Here is a 16024-nt window from a genome sequence, read left to right as displayed (position 1 = left end):
TTTTATATATAATAGCCTGTAATTATGGAAAATAGAAAAATTTTAATTACTGGTGGTCTGGGCTTCATTTTTTCCCACGTAACAGAGTATTTTGTTAAAAAAGGTTGGAATGTGGTGGTGATAGACAAAGAAGCAACAGGTAGTCATCCTGAGATAGTTGATGGTTCTTTTGTTTACTACAAATTGGATGTTTGTCGACCTGAAGTTTTAGATATTATAAAAAAAGAAAATCCGGGATATGTTATTCATGCTGCGGCTTTGAGTGATGTTGATGATTCGACCAAAAAACCTAATCGTATTTTGGAGAAGAACATCATGGCTAATATAAATCTATTTGAAGCTTGCCGGTTGTTGCCTGATTTACAAAAATACATCTATGTGTCGACTGACGAAATTTATGGTGAGTGTGAAGTAAAAAAATTAGAAGGCGATAATTTTTATCCCAAAAATCCGTATTCATGCTCTAAAGCTACTGGCTCTTTGATGAGGATGGCTTATGAAAATACTTACGATAATCTTAAAAACAAGATAGCTGAGACCAGGTTTTGTAACGTTTTTGGACCAAGACAGGACAAACGCAAAATCTTGTCTTTAATAAAACATGGGGTTGATACTGGGGAGCCTATACCTGTTCACAATGAAGGAACTGGTTACCGTGAGTATATTTACGTTAAAAACATACCACCGGCCATAGAGCTGATTTTAGAGAAGGGAATCGGTCCGTATAATGTGACATTAAATGATGGTTTTACAGTGAAAGATTTAATAAGCCGTGTGGAAAAGGTGACTAATAAAAATGTGCCAACCACTCCTTCTCATCGCCCGGGTATGGACCTTAAATATCAAATGAATGGAGAAAGATTGAATAAAGAACTTGATTGGAAACCTCTCTACAGCTTCGATCAGGGTATCGAGGAATATTTTAATTTATCTAAGTAGATGGATATTGAATCTACATTTTTGAAAGATGTATATGTTATTAACCCTAAGGTTAATCTAGATGAGAGAGGTTTTTTTGTAGAGACATACAGGGCTGATTTGTTTAAAGAGGTTGGTATTGAAGATTTTTTTGTTCAAGATAACCATTCTTTATCAGTTAAAAAAAACACAATCAGGGGTTTGTATTTTCAGTTTGACAAGCCGATGGCTAAATTAATGAGGGTCACTAAGGGCTCTGCTTTTTTGGTGGCAGTTGATATAAGGAAGGATTCTCCCACTTTTGGTCAATGGATTGGTCTTGAGGCTAGTGCTGACAACAAAAAACAATTGTATGCGCCTGCTGGTTTTGCTAGAGGCTTTCAAACCTTAGAAGATATGACGGAAGTTCAATATAAAGTTTCGGCTTTCTATAACCCTGATGGTCAAGGAGAAATCTTGTGGAATGATAAAGATATCGACATTAACTGGCCAATCAAAGAAGAACCAGTTATATCTGATAAAAATAAAAATGCTCCAGCTTTTAAAGAGTGGTGCAATAACCCAAAGTCGGATTTGTTTAAAGTTAATACTTAAATAACGTTATGTTTTTTGCTAAGTTGCGTTTGTTTATTTTGAGTATATTTTGGCAATTAAAAGTATTTCGTTCTTTTGTTATAAAAAGATTACCTTCCCACACTAGAGGATATAAATACTACTGGGTTAAGGAGGATGGTAAAAAATATCGTCTATCTATGTATGACAGGCAAAGGAAAGGTGGAGCTGATCCTTTACACACGAACCCTAATAAAAAAGAATTAGTGGCTGTTATAAGTGTCTATAATCCAAAAAGTGTTTTAGAAGTTGGTTGTGGTTATGGTCGTTTGTTGCTCGAACTAAAAGATCATTTCAATGTTAGTGGTATCGACATATCTAGAGACTTATTAGATTTATGTGATTCATCTCTATCTGTTTCTGAGGTGGATATAGTTAGTGCTACTGACGAATGGTTAGATTCTAATAATTGGGATGTTGTTTTTTGTCGGGCAGTAATGATGTATTTTTTAAACAATGAGTCTGATATGAGGATGGCTATGAAAAATATGGAATCAGTGGCTAATAAAAAAGTTATTATTTGGGAGTGGCCACACGTGTGTGATTATATGAAAAAAGTGTATCCTTCGGATAAGTTTGAATACCAGCCATTGGCATTAAAGGTTGAGTAGCTATAGGTTGATTTTAGGCCTATTTTCAATATATAATGGCATCCAATGAGAAAAGTACCATTATTTAAGACCTATATGGGCCAGGAGGAGGTGGAGGCTGTTAAAGAGGTCCTTTTATCTGGGTGGGTGACACTTGGTCCTAAAACAGTGGAATTTGAAAATGCTTATGCCAAATTTATTGGTTCTAAATATGGCATTGGTACTAATTCGGGAACGGCGGCATTACATCTAGGTTTGGCTATTTTTGACTTTCCTGAAGGTAGTGAGGTCTTGATGCCAACTATTAACTTTATTTCTGCTCCCCATGCTGCTTACTATAATAAATTAAAACCAGTTTTTGTTGACGTTGATCCTAAAACTCTATGTATAGACGTTGTTGATCTGGAGAAAAAAATTACACCTAAATCAAAAGCGATAATTGCTACTCACTTGGGGGGTATTCCGGTCAATATGGATGCCATCATGAAGATTGCGGAGAAGTATAGTCTCAAGGTGATTGAAGACGTGGCAAATGCAGTTGGGGGATCCTATGATGGTAAAATGTTGGGCTCGATCGGACATGTGGGTTGTCATAGTTTTGAAGGTAAAAAAAATATGACTACTGGTGATGGTGGGATGATTACTTTAAATGATGACGAACTTAATGACAGACTAAGACGGATGCGATGGTTGGGTATTAATAAAGATACTTGGAAGAGATTTAGTGAAAAACAGGGTAGTTATAGCTGGTATTATGAGGTTTCTGATATTGGTTATAAATATAATATGAACGATATTATGGCTGCTATTGGTTTGGTTCAATTGGGAAGATTGCCTGGGTTGTTGCAAATAAAAAATAAACTAGTAGAAAAATATAATAAAGAACTATCGACGTTGGCTTGGGTTGAAACTCCTACGATTGAACCGAAAGGGGTTGTTGCTCCGTGGCTTTATATAATTAAAGTGCCCGATAGAGATGGTCTGATGAAGTATCTAGAGGATAATGGTGTAACCACCGGGGTTCATTTTATGCCAATGCACCTTCACCCGTTGTATAAACAAGAAGCTAATACTCCGGTGGCTGATAAAATTTGGCATAATATTGTTTCTTTACCGCTTTATCCAGGTATGACCGATGAAGATCAGGATTACGTTATTAATTTAATAAAAAAATATGCCTAAAAAAGAATTTAGACAAATAACTTATGGCGGTGCTTTGATTGGACAAGAAGAAAAAGACGCTATTATTAAGTGTATTAATAAAGGTGATGGCCGTAATTGGCAACAAGGTGAAGAGGGGGCTTTGATGGAAAAGGAAGCTTGTGATCAAATTGGACTTAAATATGGAATACTAACCAATTCGGGCTCTTCGGCTGGTCTACTGGCATTGTCTGCTCTTGAATTACCAAAAGGGTCAGAGGTGATTATTTCGGCGGTTACATTCCCAACCATATTTAATATTATCTTACAATGCGGATTAGTTCCGGTGGTGGTTGACGCTAAGGTGGGGACTTATGTTTTTGATATTGATGAAGTTGAAAAAGCTATAACAAAGAAAACCAAAGCGATTATTGCTGTCCACGCTGTTGGTAATCCGGTTGATTGGGTTGGTCTTAAGAAGGTTGCCCAAAAATATAAAATTAAAACAATTTTAGATAACTGTGATGGTTGGGGAACTAGTATTAATGGTAAAAAAGTTGAAACCTATGCAGATATTTCGTTTACTTCATTTCATGCGGCTCACATTGTCTCAATGGGTGTTGGTGGTGGGGTTTTTACGAATAACAAGGAGTTAGCAGTTAATGTTAGAATGTATCGCGATTGGGGGAGACAAGCTAATACGGACAAGCCTCATACATGTAAAACTCTACCAAAAGATTATAACCCTAGATTTGTTTACGATAAAATTGGTTACAATTTTCAGATTTTAGAATTACAGGCAGCGATGGGTCGTGTGCAACTCAGGAAGGCTGATAAAATTAAAAAGTTACGGAAAGACAATTTTGACTACTTGGTTAAACATCTATCAAAATATAAAGATTTGATTATGCCAACTACTGTTAAGGGGTCTGATGTTTGTTGGTTTGCTTTACCGCTAACTTATACTGGAGATAGAGGTAAATTAGTGGCTCATCTAGAGAAAAATGGCATCGAGACTCGGTCTATGTTTGCTGGTAATATCACTCGTCATCCAGCTTATCGGGACTCAAAATACAGACTGGGTAGTAAATTGAAAGAAGCAGATTATATTCTAGAACACAGTTTCTGGATAGGGGTTCATCCTCGGTACACCCAAGAAGATCGTGAATATATAATCTCGGTTTTTGATGAATTCCTGGGATCAAAAAGTTAGTTGTTAATGAAAATAATTTTTTTCACCAAAGGAGATAGGCGTTTACCTAGTTCTCGAACCAGGGCTTTTTTGATATCAGATTACCTAAAGAAAACTTTGGGGGTGGATAGTGATGTTTATCATATTAAAACTAGAGCTTGGTGGGATATATCCAGAGCTAGGTTTTTAGAAAATTACCGAAACCTAAAAATTCTCTGGCATCTGAATAAAGAAGATGTTGTTGTTTTGCAGAGAACTGTTCACCAGGTGGATTTTATGGTGTTAATATTATTGAGGCGTTTTTTATTTGGTCGGGGTTATGCTTTTGATTTTGATGACGCTATCTTTCTAGAAAAAGGAAGTTCTAATACTAAAACTAGTTTAATAATTAAATATGCTGATGTTGTTTTGGCTGGCAGTGAATTTTTAAAGAACTACGCTTTAAAATATAACCTAAATTCTCATGTTTTTACTACGGTGATTGATACAGAAAATATCTTCAAACCTGACTTGAACAAGACAGATTTAGTAGAAGTGGTTATTGGTTGGACTGGTACTCCGGTCCACTACAATAACATGTTGCTTCTAGTTGAACCGCTCAAGCGGTTGATCGCTGATGGATTATCAATTCGTTTATTATTGGTGGGTGGTGGAGAAGAGATTCCTAAAATATTTAGAAATATAAAAGACTTAAATCTGACTGTCATCTCTGTGCCTCCGACTTCGGGTATGTGGACTGAGCCAAGAGAGATTGTCCGTTATATACAAAACTTTGATATTGGTGTTTACCCTTTAGAAAAAACAGAATGGAATAAAGGTAAGGATGTATATAAAGCGAAGGAGTTTATGGCTTGCGGTGTGCCGATAGTTGTTTCTGATTGGGGTGAAAATCCTAGATTGATTAAAGAAGGGGTAAATGGTTTTTTAGCAGATGGTTCTGACGAGTGGTATCAAAAATTGAAGTCTTTGATCACAGATAAAAAACTAAGGACACAAGTGGCGGCTAATGGCAGGTCTTTTATGGAGAATGATTGTTCTTTTAAGGTTTTTGTTCCCAAGCTTCTAGATTTGTTAAATAAAAAATAATGGTTATGGATAAAAACAAAAAACTTATAACTATTTTTATTTCATCATTCAGATCTGGTGGTGGAGAAAAAATGATGGTGGAATTGGCTGGTGCTTTGGCTCATAGGGGGCATAGGGTTGATTTGGTGGTGATGAAAAATGAAGGACCGCTACTTAGTCAAGTTGACCCTCTAGTCAGGGTGGTAGATTTGAAAGTTGGTCGAATTATTTTTAGCCCCTTAAATTTAAAAGACTATTTAATATTAAACAATCCAGATGTTGTTATGTCTTTGGATGAATATACTCATCTGGTGTCACTATTGTCTAAACGTTTGGCCGGCAGTCGAGTGAGGATAGTCTTACGAGTAGGGAATATGTATTCTGAATTGTTTAGAAGGTATGGGAAAATAAGAGACAGGTTTCTTATACCTATATTAGTGAGAAAATTTTATAAACAAGCAGATAAAATCATTGCTGTGTCTAATGGAGTAGCAGACGATATTACCAGTGTGGCAGATCTTGATAAGAAGAAAGTGGTTGTTGTTTATAACCCAAAATCAGAATCTTTTATCTCAAAAAAAACAGCAGAGCCGGTCGGGCATTCTTGGGTAGAGAGAAAGAGTGATTTACTAATAGTGGCTGTTGGTAGATTGAGAGAACAGAAAAATTTTAGTTTTTTGATAAAGTCTTTTAATCGAGTAAGAGCGCAGATAAATTGTCGTTTAATAATTGTGGGTGCTGGTCGTGAAGAAGAAAGATTGAGAGAACTTACTAGAGATTTAAAGTGCGAGGATTATGTTTCTTTACCTGGCTATACAGATAACCCTTATCGTTATTTAGCTAAGGCTGATGTGTTTGTGTCAGCTTCATTGTGGGAGGGAATGCCTAACGGAGTTCTGGAGGCTATTACTTGTGGAGCCCCGGCTGTTGTTTCTGATTGTGACTCTGGTCCCAGAGAAATTCTAGCTCCTGATACGGATTATCGTTTAAGGTTGGATAAAGGATTTGAGATGGCCGATTTCGGTATATTGTGTGCTGTTGGGGATGAAGATGGGTTAGTGCAAGCTATTTTGAAAATACTTAAGGATGATGGTCTGAGACAGGCTTATTCTTTGGCTAGTCGTAAGCGGGCGAAAGATTTTGATTTTGATCTGATTATTTCTAAATATGAAGGGGTTTTAGTTAACTAAAATATTCTTGTTTAAGCCTATGAAACTTTTATATGCAACATCGATAACTTTGCCATCACCGCTAGCTAATCGAATTCAGATTTTAAGTATGGCGGAGATATTTAACCAAAGGCTTGGTAAAGATTTTTACTTAGGTATTGGCCAATCTAAATCAGAAAAAGAATTTGATGGTCAAATGGTTATCATGGAATCAGATCTGAGAAGCTTTTTTTTGGCTAAAGCTTATCTACGGTATATAAAAAAAAATAAGTTTACTCATGTATTTTGTCGGGAAGAGAAGCTTTTGTTTTTCATGATTATCTTTAACTGGTGGTTTAGGACTGGTGTTAAATTTTGTTACGAGATTCATTATCTTGAGTATTTGACCAAACTTTGGTACCGAGTCATCTTAAATAAGTCTGATTTTATTATTTCAATCACCGAGGGGATGAAGAATGTCTTGGTTAATAAAAATAAATGTTTGGCTAAAAAAATATTAGTAGCACCTGATGCTGTTGATTTTGACAAATTTAATCTTGATTTAACAGTAGAAGAGGCTAGGCTAAAGACAGGATTACAGGTGGAAAGAAAAATAATAATGTATACAGGAAGTGTTTTTTCTTGGAAAGGGATTGATATTTTATATCAAAGTGCTAAAGAATTTAGTAACGATTATTTATTTGTGATAATTGGTGGTCGTGATAGCTGGGTCAAGGAGTTTCAGGTGGTTCATCCTGAGACTGACAATTTCAAAATGCTCGGCCATAAAGAACACCAGGAAATACCGGTTTATCTTAAAGCGGCTGATGTCTTGGTATTGCCAAATTCAGACCGAGAGGAAGTATCTCGTATCTGTACCTCCCCAATGAAACTATTTGAGTATATGGCCGCTGGTCGACCGATTGTTGCTTCTGATCTACCTTCTATTAGAGAGGTTTTAGATGAAGATTCTTCTGTTTTGGTTGAGCCGTCTGATAGTCTGGATTTGGCGAGAGGGATTAAACTAGTCTTAAGTAATCAGAAGCTGGCTGAAAGTATTGCCAATCAGTCTTTTAAAAAATCTAGAACCTACTCTTGGAAGGCTCGGGTGGATAAAATAATTAATTTTATTAACAATGACTTGGCTTAAAAATACAGGATTATTGTTGGGGATCTTGGTTTATAGGTTGTTTAGGGTTTCTTGGTTTTCTTCAAATAGTCCTGGTATCAAGACAGTTGTCTTTATTCAACAGGCAAAATTGGGTGATATGGTTTGTACTACTCCAATGTTTAAAGCGGTTAAGTTAAAATATCCACAAGCCAAGGTTATTGTAGTTGGAAACAAGGTAAATCAATATTTATTGACTGGTCATTCAGATGTTGATGAGTATGTTGTTTTTAGTGGATTGTTAAATTTGGTTACCTTTTTAAGGACTAGAAAGATTGATTTTGGTTGTATTGTCGGGCCCGATTTTTTTGGTTTGGCAGCATTATTATTGGGGAACGTCGATCTAATTACTGCTCCAAGAGTTATAAATAATAACAGTCCTTATGAGACGATTTGGTATAAACTTCTTTGTCTATTTATTAAAACTAAAACCCATGATTTTTATGGTTATGCTCCAAGAGAATATTTGAGATTATTAGAAGTTATTAATGTTTTTTCCGATGATACTAAAAAAACTCTATTTTACTCAAAAGAAGCCAACTACAAGATGGCTGAATTTTTTGCTGGTATTGGTGTAACTTCGGATGATATTTTAGTTGGCATTTCACCGTCAGCTGGTAATAAAGTAAAAAAATGGAGTAGCGCCAAGTTTGCCAAAGTGGCTGAGCATTTAGTTAAAAAAGATAGAGTTAAGATCTTTGTCATAGGGAGTCAGGATGACTTAGGGGATGCAATAGAAGTATGTTCATTTGTCGAAGGTGAAAAAACTAAAATCTTTAACGTGGCCGGACACTTTAGCTTAGAGGAGCTTAAATGTTTTATATCTAAATTACAGCTATTTATATCAGTCGACACTGGTCCTATTTATATAGCCGAAGCTTTTGGTGTTCCAACTATTGATATTATTGGTCCAGTTGATGAGAGGGTTCAGCCGCCAGTTGGCAAAAAACATAAATTGGTTCTTCCCGAGAGAGATAAGGCGGAGTTATTTATCATGGATGCTCGTTCTTTTGATCCCAAAGAGGCTCGTCGGCAGATTGAGTCAATAACAGCTGAGGAGGTGGTTGAGGTGGCTGATGATCTACTGAGAGATCTTTTCTCTATTTGATTGACTAAACCAGGTGGGTGATTTTAGTAAAAAAATTAAAATAATGGTGTCTATTATTTTTGACCCAACTAAAGCCATGATCGCTCCAATTATTTGAAAGGGAGGTATTAGTAATAGAAACAAAACTATTTTTATAATAGGGGAGGCTGTGTTGTAGATATATAATTCTTTTTTCTTGGCTTGAGCGGTCAGGGCAGAAGAAATTAGAGCAAAAGGTTGGAAGATGATTAACAGTCCAGCTACTTGGGCGTAGAAGACGGCTTCTAGATATTTAGGAAAAAAGAAACTGAAGATTAAAGGGGTAAATATAATGTAAGTTATGGTAACCAGGGTGATTGGAAGGATTAAATATAAAATTTTAGGTAGTAACGTTTTTTGGATTGTTTTTAAATCATTGGTGGCTAATTTAGGAAAAGCTAAACGATTTATAATTTTAACAAAACTGGCCGCTTTTAGGGGAATTGTTAAAGAAAAAGTGTAGATCGCAACTTGGATGGGGCCCAATACTTTCCACAGGATTATTTTATCAATACTAGAACTAACAGTGTTAAGAATAGTCATGGCAGTTAGATGTTTTCCATAAGAAATTGCTCCAGGGTCTGATTCTGTGACTGGGGGAAATTTTTTTAAAGTTAATGTTAGAAAAAACAATCTAGCTAATAACCAAGAAAGGAAAAAAGTGGTCAGAATAATTAGCAGGTTTTGGTTTAACCAAATACAAAATATTAAAAGTCCAACTGATATAGATTGGGCGCCTAGTTCATATAAACTTAAGGTTTTGAAATTTTTTTTACCTTGTAGATAGGGAACGTATATTCCTAAGGTTTCTGATAATGGAATAAAGAGTCCGACAATTAAAAAACAAATAGCTAATATGTTGTTAGAATTAAACCAGTAATAAATTGCTAAACCACTAGCTAATAAAAGAGACCAGATTCCCCACTGAATTCTCTTTTTTAAACCAACTAGGATTGTTTTGTCGTAACCTCTAGCGGTTGATTGGGTCACAGCGGTGTTTATCCCGGCCAGCGTAGGAATAGCTAGAATGCTACTGACCGATAAAATATATTGATAAGTTCCGTAGGTTTCTTTTGGTATTAAGTTGGCAAAAGCCACGGCCGATAGAAATGAGATAAAGGCGGAAGCTACACTACCAAGAGTTAACCAAAAACCGCCCTTAGCTAGGTAGCGGACATCGGTTTTAAGGTAGGACTCAAGGGTGTTTAGGGGTTTGATGAAATTTGACTTCAAGTGATTTAACATGTCTTAAATAGTAGCCTAGTCTTAGTATTATAACAAATAAGAATAGCCCTTAATTTCATTCTAGATTAGATTCTGTTATAGTTTTAACCATATGATAATATCAAACAAAGGGATAAACTTAATCGAAAAAATAGCTGTCATTTTAGCCTTTATTGTACCGATTACAGTATTAATTGCCCCATTGCCACCATTTTCTCCAATTGTAGCCCTATTCTTCTTTCCCTATATTAGTGCAAAAACATTTTTTTTCCGTATTTTGATTGACGTTATTTTGGTGCTGGTTTTGGCTTTGGGTTTTTTGGATAAAAAATACAGATCTGCCTGGTCTTGGATTACTATAAGTGGCCTGGTCTTTACTATTATAATTACGATAGCTGATTTTGCGGGGGTTAATCCAACGAGAAGTATTTTCAGTAACTTTGAAAGGATGGAAGGTTTGATTACCTTACTTCATCTGGCTGCTTATTTTTTTATACTAATTAGTCTGTTTAAGACAGAAAAACACTGGAATAAATTTTTCTGGATTAACTTGGGGGTGGCTGGAGTGGTGGCGGTCTATGGTCTTATTCAAAAAATTGGTTGGTTAGCAATTCAACAAGGTGGAGGACGTATTGATGGGCCATTTGGAAATGCCTCTTACTTTGCTACTTATATGTTTTTTGCTTTTGGTGTAGCCACTTTTATATTTTTAGGTAAGAAAGAATTACATGATTCAAGGCCGAGTAGTCATTATTTGATTTATGGTCTAACTTCTGGCTTGTTTGCTTTTTTGGTGTATTTAACTGGTACCAGGGGGGCGCTTTTGGGATTAATTGTTACTATTACATTAATTATTGTCGGGTTGTTGGCTATTAATCGTGGTGGCGGTCAGGCTAAAAAAATAAGGTTGATTTTGGTTTCCGGGTTGGCAGTTTTGTTTGTAGCTTTCTTGCTTCTATGGTCATTTAAAGATTCACAATTTGTTCTTGATCGACCAACTTTAGCTCGAGCCGCTTCGTCGTTTAACTTACAAGATAAAACCATTGAATCCAGATTAACTATTTGGAGAAATATAGTTTGGCCAGGATTTAAAGAGAGGCCAATTCTTGGTTGGGGTCAAGAGAACTTTATTTCCGTGTTTGGCAAATATTATGATCCAAGTATGTACAATCAAGAGCCTTGGTTTGATCGAACACATAATACGATCCTTGATTGGTTAATTGCTGGCGGTTTATTAGGCTTGCTATCTTACCTATATCTATTAGGGGCTTGGGTTTGGTGTTTGATCAAGGTCCCTGGAAAGTATTTATCAAATAACCAAAAGGTAATACTGGGAGCTATTATTGCTGGGTATATATTTCAGAACCTGGTTATTTTTGATAACCTGACCAGTTACTTGTGGTTCGTGACTTTGTTGGCCTATGTCCATGTTCTATATGTTAGTGATAAAAACACTCAACAATTATCGCCAAAAAACAACTCATTAGGAATTCTGGGTGGGGTAGTCTCGATCTTTTTGGTTTTGGTTTTTATGTATACGGTCAATATCAAACCCTTGTATGCCAACTTGTCTTTAATTGGCGCAATACAAAGTGTGGCTAATCAAGACTTTGAGTCAGGTCTAACTAAATTTAAAAAAGCTTTAGCGGTTGCAACTTATGGAGATGTAGAAATTAAAGAGAATATTGTTAGGGCTGCTGGAAATGTCTTGGCTGATCAGAAGGTCGAGGCGCGACTAAAACAGGATTACGTTAACTTACTATTGGAACAATATGAGCAACATTTTAAAAAGTACCCAGATGATGTACGTTCTCGTTTGGTCTTAGCTAGTTTTTTGGGACAGTTTGGTCAATCTAAACAAGCTTTGGAGTTATTGGATCAAGCGGCTACTCTCGCTCCCAAAAAACAAGTGGTTTTTATGATGCGAGCAAGGGTTCAGGCGTCTATAAAAAACTACCCCAAAGCTCTAGAAGATGCTAAATATGCGTTTCAACTAGATGAGTCCTATCTTGAAGCGCGTATGCTTTACGCTAGTATGGCTACTTTGTCTGGGGATACCACTTTAGCTAGTGAATTAAAAAAAGAAATATCGATTGATAGTTTAAGTATTAACGAGCAAATAAACTATTACGCTGAAAGAAATGATTATTCTAAACTAGTTAGTTTGTGGCAGTCCAAGTTAGAAAGTAATCCAACTGATATTCAAAATTACATATCACTAGCTGTTAGTTTGTATGCAAACAAGCAAAAAGATAAAGCCCTAATTGTTTTAGAGGAAGCATTAAGATTATTTCCTAATTTGAAAGACAATATAAATCAGGCCATGAATCAAATCAAATCAGGAACAGTTATTGTGCAGTAGTTGTTGACTTTTAGTCTAGATCTGCTATAATAGATGGTGTGAGTGCTTAGGGGTTGTTATTAAATGACCCCTCAAATCTCCAACTAAATGTCTTCACCAAACCCGCCTCTGGCGGGTTTGGTGTTTTCTGGTGATAATTGATTTGCTATACTGTATGAGTCTGCAGCTAGGTATGACTAGCGGCAGCACTCACATTAAGACATTTAGCCTTTGGAGTTTTGCTTCCGCTAGTCATACCTGGATGGAGTCAAAATAAAAATCACATTAACTAGAATTAGTTGATGTGATTTTTATTTTAATAGAAATTTTTTCAAAGAATTAGCAAATAAATTTTAAAATGACAAAAATTATTTTATATATTTTATATTACTATTTAAAATTTTTTAAAAAAATAAAATAAAAAATATTTTTTTTATTTTGTTATCCACAACTTTTTGTAAAAAAATATTGTAGTAAGTTTTTTTTCAAGAGATAATAGTATCAAGCTGTGATAACAGAAAATATTTTTTGTATTTCATTTAGTTGTTATACAAAAGGTCGGTGTTATCGCCAGACTATTTAAAAATAACTTTTTCATCACTACAATGGCTGCAAAAAAGAAAACTGCTAAGAAAGCAGTAAAGAAGACTGTTAAGAAAGCAGTAAAGAAGGTTGCTAAGAAGAAGACAACTAAAAAACGAGCGTAATCGTAATTAGTTACAAAAAAATCCTCCTGGCGTAAGCCAATTGGGGGATTTTTTTGTTTATGCTAGAATGCCTAAATGTCGTTTATAACCAAAATCTTTGGCGATGGTAATAGTCAAAAAGTTAAAGCCCTGGGCCCTTTTGTGGACATGGTTAATGCTTTGGAGGCTGATATTCAAAGCTTGTCTGATGAGGAACTGAAGGCTAAAACGCCTTATTTTAAAAACCTCCTAACAGAAGGTAAAAAACTGGACGATATTAGCGCTGAAGCTTTTGCTGTAGTAAGAGAGGTGGCCAGACGAACCCTAAATCAACGTCATTTTGACGTCCAATTGATGGGTGGATTTTTTTTACACAAAAGCGGAATTGCGGAAATGAAAACCGGTGAAGGCAAAACCTTGGTGGCAACGTTACCGGTTTATTTGAATGCTTTATCTGGTGAAGGAGTGCATGTTGTGACAGTTAATGATTACCTTGCTCGCCGAGATACTGTTTTGATGGGGCAAATATATAATTTTCTTGGTCTATCTGTTGGGGTGATAAATAGTCAGACCGCTTATTTATATGATCCGAGTCATGTTAAATCAGAATCTGATGAAGAGCGAGATGCGCTTGGTGGTTTCAAGGTTGTTTATGAATTCTTGAAACCTTGTTCTAGGCAAGAGGCTTACTTAGCGGATATTACTTATGGGACCAACAATGAATTCGGTTTTGATTATTTACGTGACAACATTGCTCAACGAGCTGATCAAATATCTCAACGTACAGATGCTAATGGATTATTTAATTACGCGATTGTGGATGAAGTCGATTCTATTTTGATTGATGAGTCTAGAACTCCTTTAATTATCTCTGCGCCAGCTGGTCGGTCAACTGATTTATATAATACCTGTTCTAAGATAGCCAACTCACTACAGGCAGAAGTTGATTATACAGTTGATGAAAAAATGAAAGCGATTACCCTAACCGATGTTGGAATTGAGAAATCGGAACGGTTGCTTGGGGTGGAAAATATTTACACTGACAAAGGAGTGGTGTATGTGCATCACTTAGAAACAGCTGTTCGAGCTAAAGCTTTATATGAACGAGATCGTGATTATGTAGTTAAAGATGATGAGGTGGTGATTGTCGATGAATTTACTGGGCGACTGCAACCAGGTCGTCGCTGGTCTGAGGGTTTGCACCAAGCTGTAGAAGCTAAAGAGGGGGTGCAAATCAAAGAAGAATCTCGGACTTATGCTACTGTTACGTTACAAAATTATTTTCGCTTGTATAAAAAACTAGCGGGTATGACCGGAACAGCCCTGACTTCCTCCGAAGAATTTTTAAAGGTTTACGGTTTAGAAACAATTGCCATACCAACCAATAAGCCGTCAGCTCGTATTGATAAATCTGATCTTATTTTTCAAACTGAAAAAGGTAAATTTAAAGCTTTATCAAAAAGGATAAAAGAATTACAAGACCAAGGCCAGCCGGTGTTGATTGGTACCGTGTCAATTGAAAAAAATGAACTATTATCGGCCTACTTAACTAAAGAGGGGGTTCGTCATCAAATTCTTAACGCCAAAAATCACGAGCAAGAAGGAATGATTATTGCTGATGCTGGTAAAAAAGGAGCAGTAACTGTCGCTACCAACATGGCTGGTCGCGGAATTGATATTAAGTTGGGTGGTTCATTGGCTTCAACTGTTGATTATGAAAATGTAAAATCATTTGGGGGAATTTGTGTGATTGGAACAGAAAGGCACGAAGCAAGACGAATTGATAATCAGCTGCGAGGCCGATCTGGGCGTCAGGGTGATCCTGGCGAGACCCAATTTTATATTTCCCTTGAAGACTCTTTGATGCGTATTTTTGCTCCAGATCGGATTAAAAACATGATGAATCGTTTGGGTATACCGGAGGATGAGCCGATTGAAAACAGAATTGTCTCAAGGGCGATTGAGAATGCTCAGTCTAAGATTGAAGGAATGCACTTCGATGTTCGGAAACACTTACTGGAATATGACGATGTGATCAATCACCAGAGAATTACTATGTACACCAGACGGCGAGAAGTCTTGTTGGGCGGTGAAGCTGAAATAAAAACCTTTCTAACTCGTGGGGGTGAATTGATGGGCTGGTCTGAAGAGGAGGTTGAAAACTTTTGGGTTATTTTTGAGCAAAAAAAGGTTCAACTTGGAGAAGAAGAGTTTTTGTCATCGACTAGAGCTGCTTGCTTGCAGATTATTGACATGTTTTGGATTGAACACCTAGAGGCTATAGACTATATGAAAAATAGTGTGCGCTTACGGGCTTATGGTCAGCGTGATCCGTTAGTAGAATTTAAGCGAGAAGGTTTAAATCTCTTTAAAGGTTTGGAATTTTCTATTTTCAGTGAGATTTTTAGGATTATTCCCAACATTGGAGCTCCGGTGAAGGTGGAAACTGTGTCTAATCTGCAAGAAATTCATCAGGAGTTGGAAGTGGATGGTAGTTTAGTTTCTACTAATTCCACTAATCAAAATAATAGTGAATATAAAAACGTTGGCCGAAACGACTTATGTCCATGTGGTTCAGGAAAAAAGTTCAAAAAATGCCATGGTCAGTAGGTAGTTTTTAAGTTGTTTTCTTATCAAAAAATTACCCACTAAAAATTAATTTTTAGTGGGTAATTTTTATCCCCATCTCCACCTCTCAAAACACCAAAATATTGAGCATTTTCATGGTAAAATTAGTCCATTATTCATCCTTAATCTTCTAAAAATTAACCGATGCTTTTCCGCATCGACATCTACAAACTAAAACGTAGTGTT

The 16024-nt window shown here is 36.2% G+C and carries 12 protein-coding genes; 11 read left to right on the top strand and 1 reads right to left on the bottom strand.

Annotation, left to right across the window (positions count from 1 at the left end; genetic code table 11):
* Nucleotides 1-24 precede the first annotated feature (24 nt).
* Genes K8Q91_03650 through K8Q91_03610 form a run of 9 tightly spaced genes read left to right on the top strand, consistent with a single transcriptional unit; the run spans nt 25 to nt 8941 of the window.
* Nucleotides 25-939 carry a GDP-mannose 4,6-dehydratase gene (locus K8Q91_03650; protein ID MCE9629061.1) on the top strand — a complete coding sequence of 305 codons (915 nt, stop codon included), beginning with the start codon at nt 25-27 and terminating at the stop codon, nt 937-939.
* A complete protein-coding gene (gene rfbC, locus K8Q91_03645; GenBank protein MCE9629060.1) occupies nt 940-1512 on the top strand; it encodes a dTDP-4-dehydrorhamnose 3,5-epimerase in 573 nt (190 codons plus the stop codon).
* Between the two features lie 8 nt (nt 1513-1520).
* Nucleotides 1521-2141 (top strand): class I SAM-dependent methyltransferase, encoded by a 621-nt coding sequence (locus tag K8Q91_03640; GenBank protein ID MCE9629059.1) that lies wholly within the window; start codon nt 1521-1523, stop codon nt 2139-2141.
* Between the two features lie 45 nt (nt 2142-2186).
* A complete protein-coding gene (locus tag K8Q91_03635; GenBank protein MCE9629058.1) occupies nt 2187-3302 on the top strand; it encodes a DegT/DnrJ/EryC1/StrS aminotransferase family protein in 1116 nt (371 codons plus the stop codon).
* Nucleotides 3295-4473 (top strand): aminotransferase class I/II-fold pyridoxal phosphate-dependent enzyme, encoded by a 1179-nt coding sequence (locus K8Q91_03630; protein MCE9629057.1) that lies wholly within the window; start codon nt 3295-3297, stop codon nt 4471-4473. Before K8Q91_03635 ends, K8Q91_03630 begins: the two co-directional genes overlap by 8 nt.
* 6 nt (nt 4474-4479) lie before the next feature.
* Nucleotides 4480-5538, top strand: a complete 1059-nt coding sequence (locus K8Q91_03625; protein ID MCE9629056.1) for a glycosyltransferase family 4 protein — start codon at nt 4480-4482, stop codon at nt 5536-5538.
* Between the two features lie 5 nt (nt 5539-5543).
* Complete coding sequence (locus K8Q91_03620) at nt 5544-6707, top strand: glycosyltransferase (GenBank protein MCE9629055.1); 1164 nt, start codon at nt 5544-5546, stop codon at nt 6705-6707.
* Nucleotides 6708-6726: 19 nt separating this feature from the next.
* The gene (locus tag K8Q91_03615) at nt 6727-7815 is read left to right on the top strand and encodes a glycosyltransferase family 4 protein (protein ID MCE9629054.1); all 1089 of its coding nucleotides are present in this window, start codon (nt 6727-6729) and stop codon (nt 7813-7815) included.
* On the top strand, nt 7802-8941 hold the full coding sequence (locus tag K8Q91_03610; protein ID MCE9629053.1) for a glycosyltransferase family 9 protein: 1140 nt from the start codon (nt 7802-7804) through the stop codon (nt 8939-8941). The genes K8Q91_03615 and K8Q91_03610 overlap by 14 nt, the downstream gene beginning before the upstream one ends.
* Here the strand turns inward: K8Q91_03610 and K8Q91_03605 are convergent.
* The gene (locus tag K8Q91_03605; protein MCE9629052.1) at nt 8915-10204 is read right to left on the bottom strand and encodes an oligosaccharide flippase family protein; all 1290 of its coding nucleotides are present in this window, start codon (nt 10202-10204) and stop codon (nt 8915-8917) included. The two genes, K8Q91_03610 and K8Q91_03605, sit on opposite strands and share 27 nt — an antisense overlap.
* Nucleotides 10205-10295: 91 nt before the next feature.
* On the opposite strand from K8Q91_03605, the gene K8Q91_03600 reads away from it, so the two are divergent.
* Together K8Q91_03600 and secA are read left to right on the top strand one after the other, a co-directional pair.
* Complete coding sequence (locus K8Q91_03600; GenBank protein ID MCE9629051.1) at nt 10296-12545, top strand: O-antigen ligase family protein; 2250 nt, start codon at nt 10296-10298, stop codon at nt 12543-12545.
* 761 nt (nt 12546-13306) lie between these two features.
* Nucleotides 13307-15820, top strand: a complete 2514-nt coding sequence (secA, locus tag K8Q91_03595) for a preprotein translocase subunit SecA (GenBank protein MCE9629050.1) — start codon at nt 13307-13309, stop codon at nt 15818-15820.
* Nucleotides 15821-16024: the final 204 nt, after the last annotated feature.

Source organism: Candidatus Vogelbacteria bacterium (genome assembly GCA_021414225.1).
Classification (GTDB): domain Bacteria; phylum Patescibacteriota; class Minisyncoccia; order Phycocordibacterales; family XYD1-FULL-46-19; genus JAIOOX01.
This window is presented reverse-complemented; position numbering and strand designations above follow the sequence as displayed.

What these genes read in the sequence shown, in the direction of transcription:
- K8Q91_03650 (MCE9629061.1), top strand. Translation starts at nt 25, where the DNA reads ATGGAAAATAGAAAAATTTTAATTACTGGTGGTCTGGGCTTCATTTTT.
- rfbC (MCE9629060.1), top strand. Translation starts at nt 940, where the DNA reads ATGGATATTGAATCTACATTTTTGAAAGATGTATATGTTATTAACCCT.
- K8Q91_03640 (MCE9629059.1), top strand. Translation starts at nt 1,521, where the DNA reads ATGTTTTTTGCTAAGTTGCGTTTGTTTATTTTGAGTATATTTTGGCAA.
- K8Q91_03635 (MCE9629058.1), top strand. Translation starts at nt 2,187, where the DNA reads ATGAGAAAAGTACCATTATTTAAGACCTATATGGGCCAGGAGGAGGTG.
- K8Q91_03630 (MCE9629057.1), top strand. Translation starts at nt 3,295, where the DNA reads ATGCCTAAAAAAGAATTTAGACAAATAACTTATGGCGGTGCTTTGATT.
- K8Q91_03625 (MCE9629056.1), top strand. Translation starts at nt 4,480, where the DNA reads ATGAAAATAATTTTTTTCACCAAAGGAGATAGGCGTTTACCTAGTTCT.
- K8Q91_03620 (MCE9629055.1), top strand. Translation starts at nt 5,544, where the DNA reads ATGGATAAAAACAAAAAACTTATAACTATTTTTATTTCATCATTCAGA.
- K8Q91_03615 (MCE9629054.1), top strand. Translation starts at nt 6,727, where the DNA reads ATGAAACTTTTATATGCAACATCGATAACTTTGCCATCACCGCTAGCT.
- K8Q91_03610 (MCE9629053.1), top strand. Translation starts at nt 7,802, where the DNA reads ATGACTTGGCTTAAAAATACAGGATTATTGTTGGGGATCTTGGTTTAT.
- K8Q91_03605 (MCE9629052.1), bottom strand. Translation starts at nt 10,204, where the DNA reads ATGTTAAATCACTTGAAGTCAAATTTCATCAAACCCCTAAACACCCTT.
- K8Q91_03600 (MCE9629051.1), top strand. Translation starts at nt 10,296, where the DNA reads ATGATAATATCAAACAAAGGGATAAACTTAATCGAAAAAATAGCTGTC.
- secA (MCE9629050.1), top strand. Translation starts at nt 13,307, where the DNA reads ATGTCGTTTATAACCAAAATCTTTGGCGATGGTAATAGTCAAAAAGTT.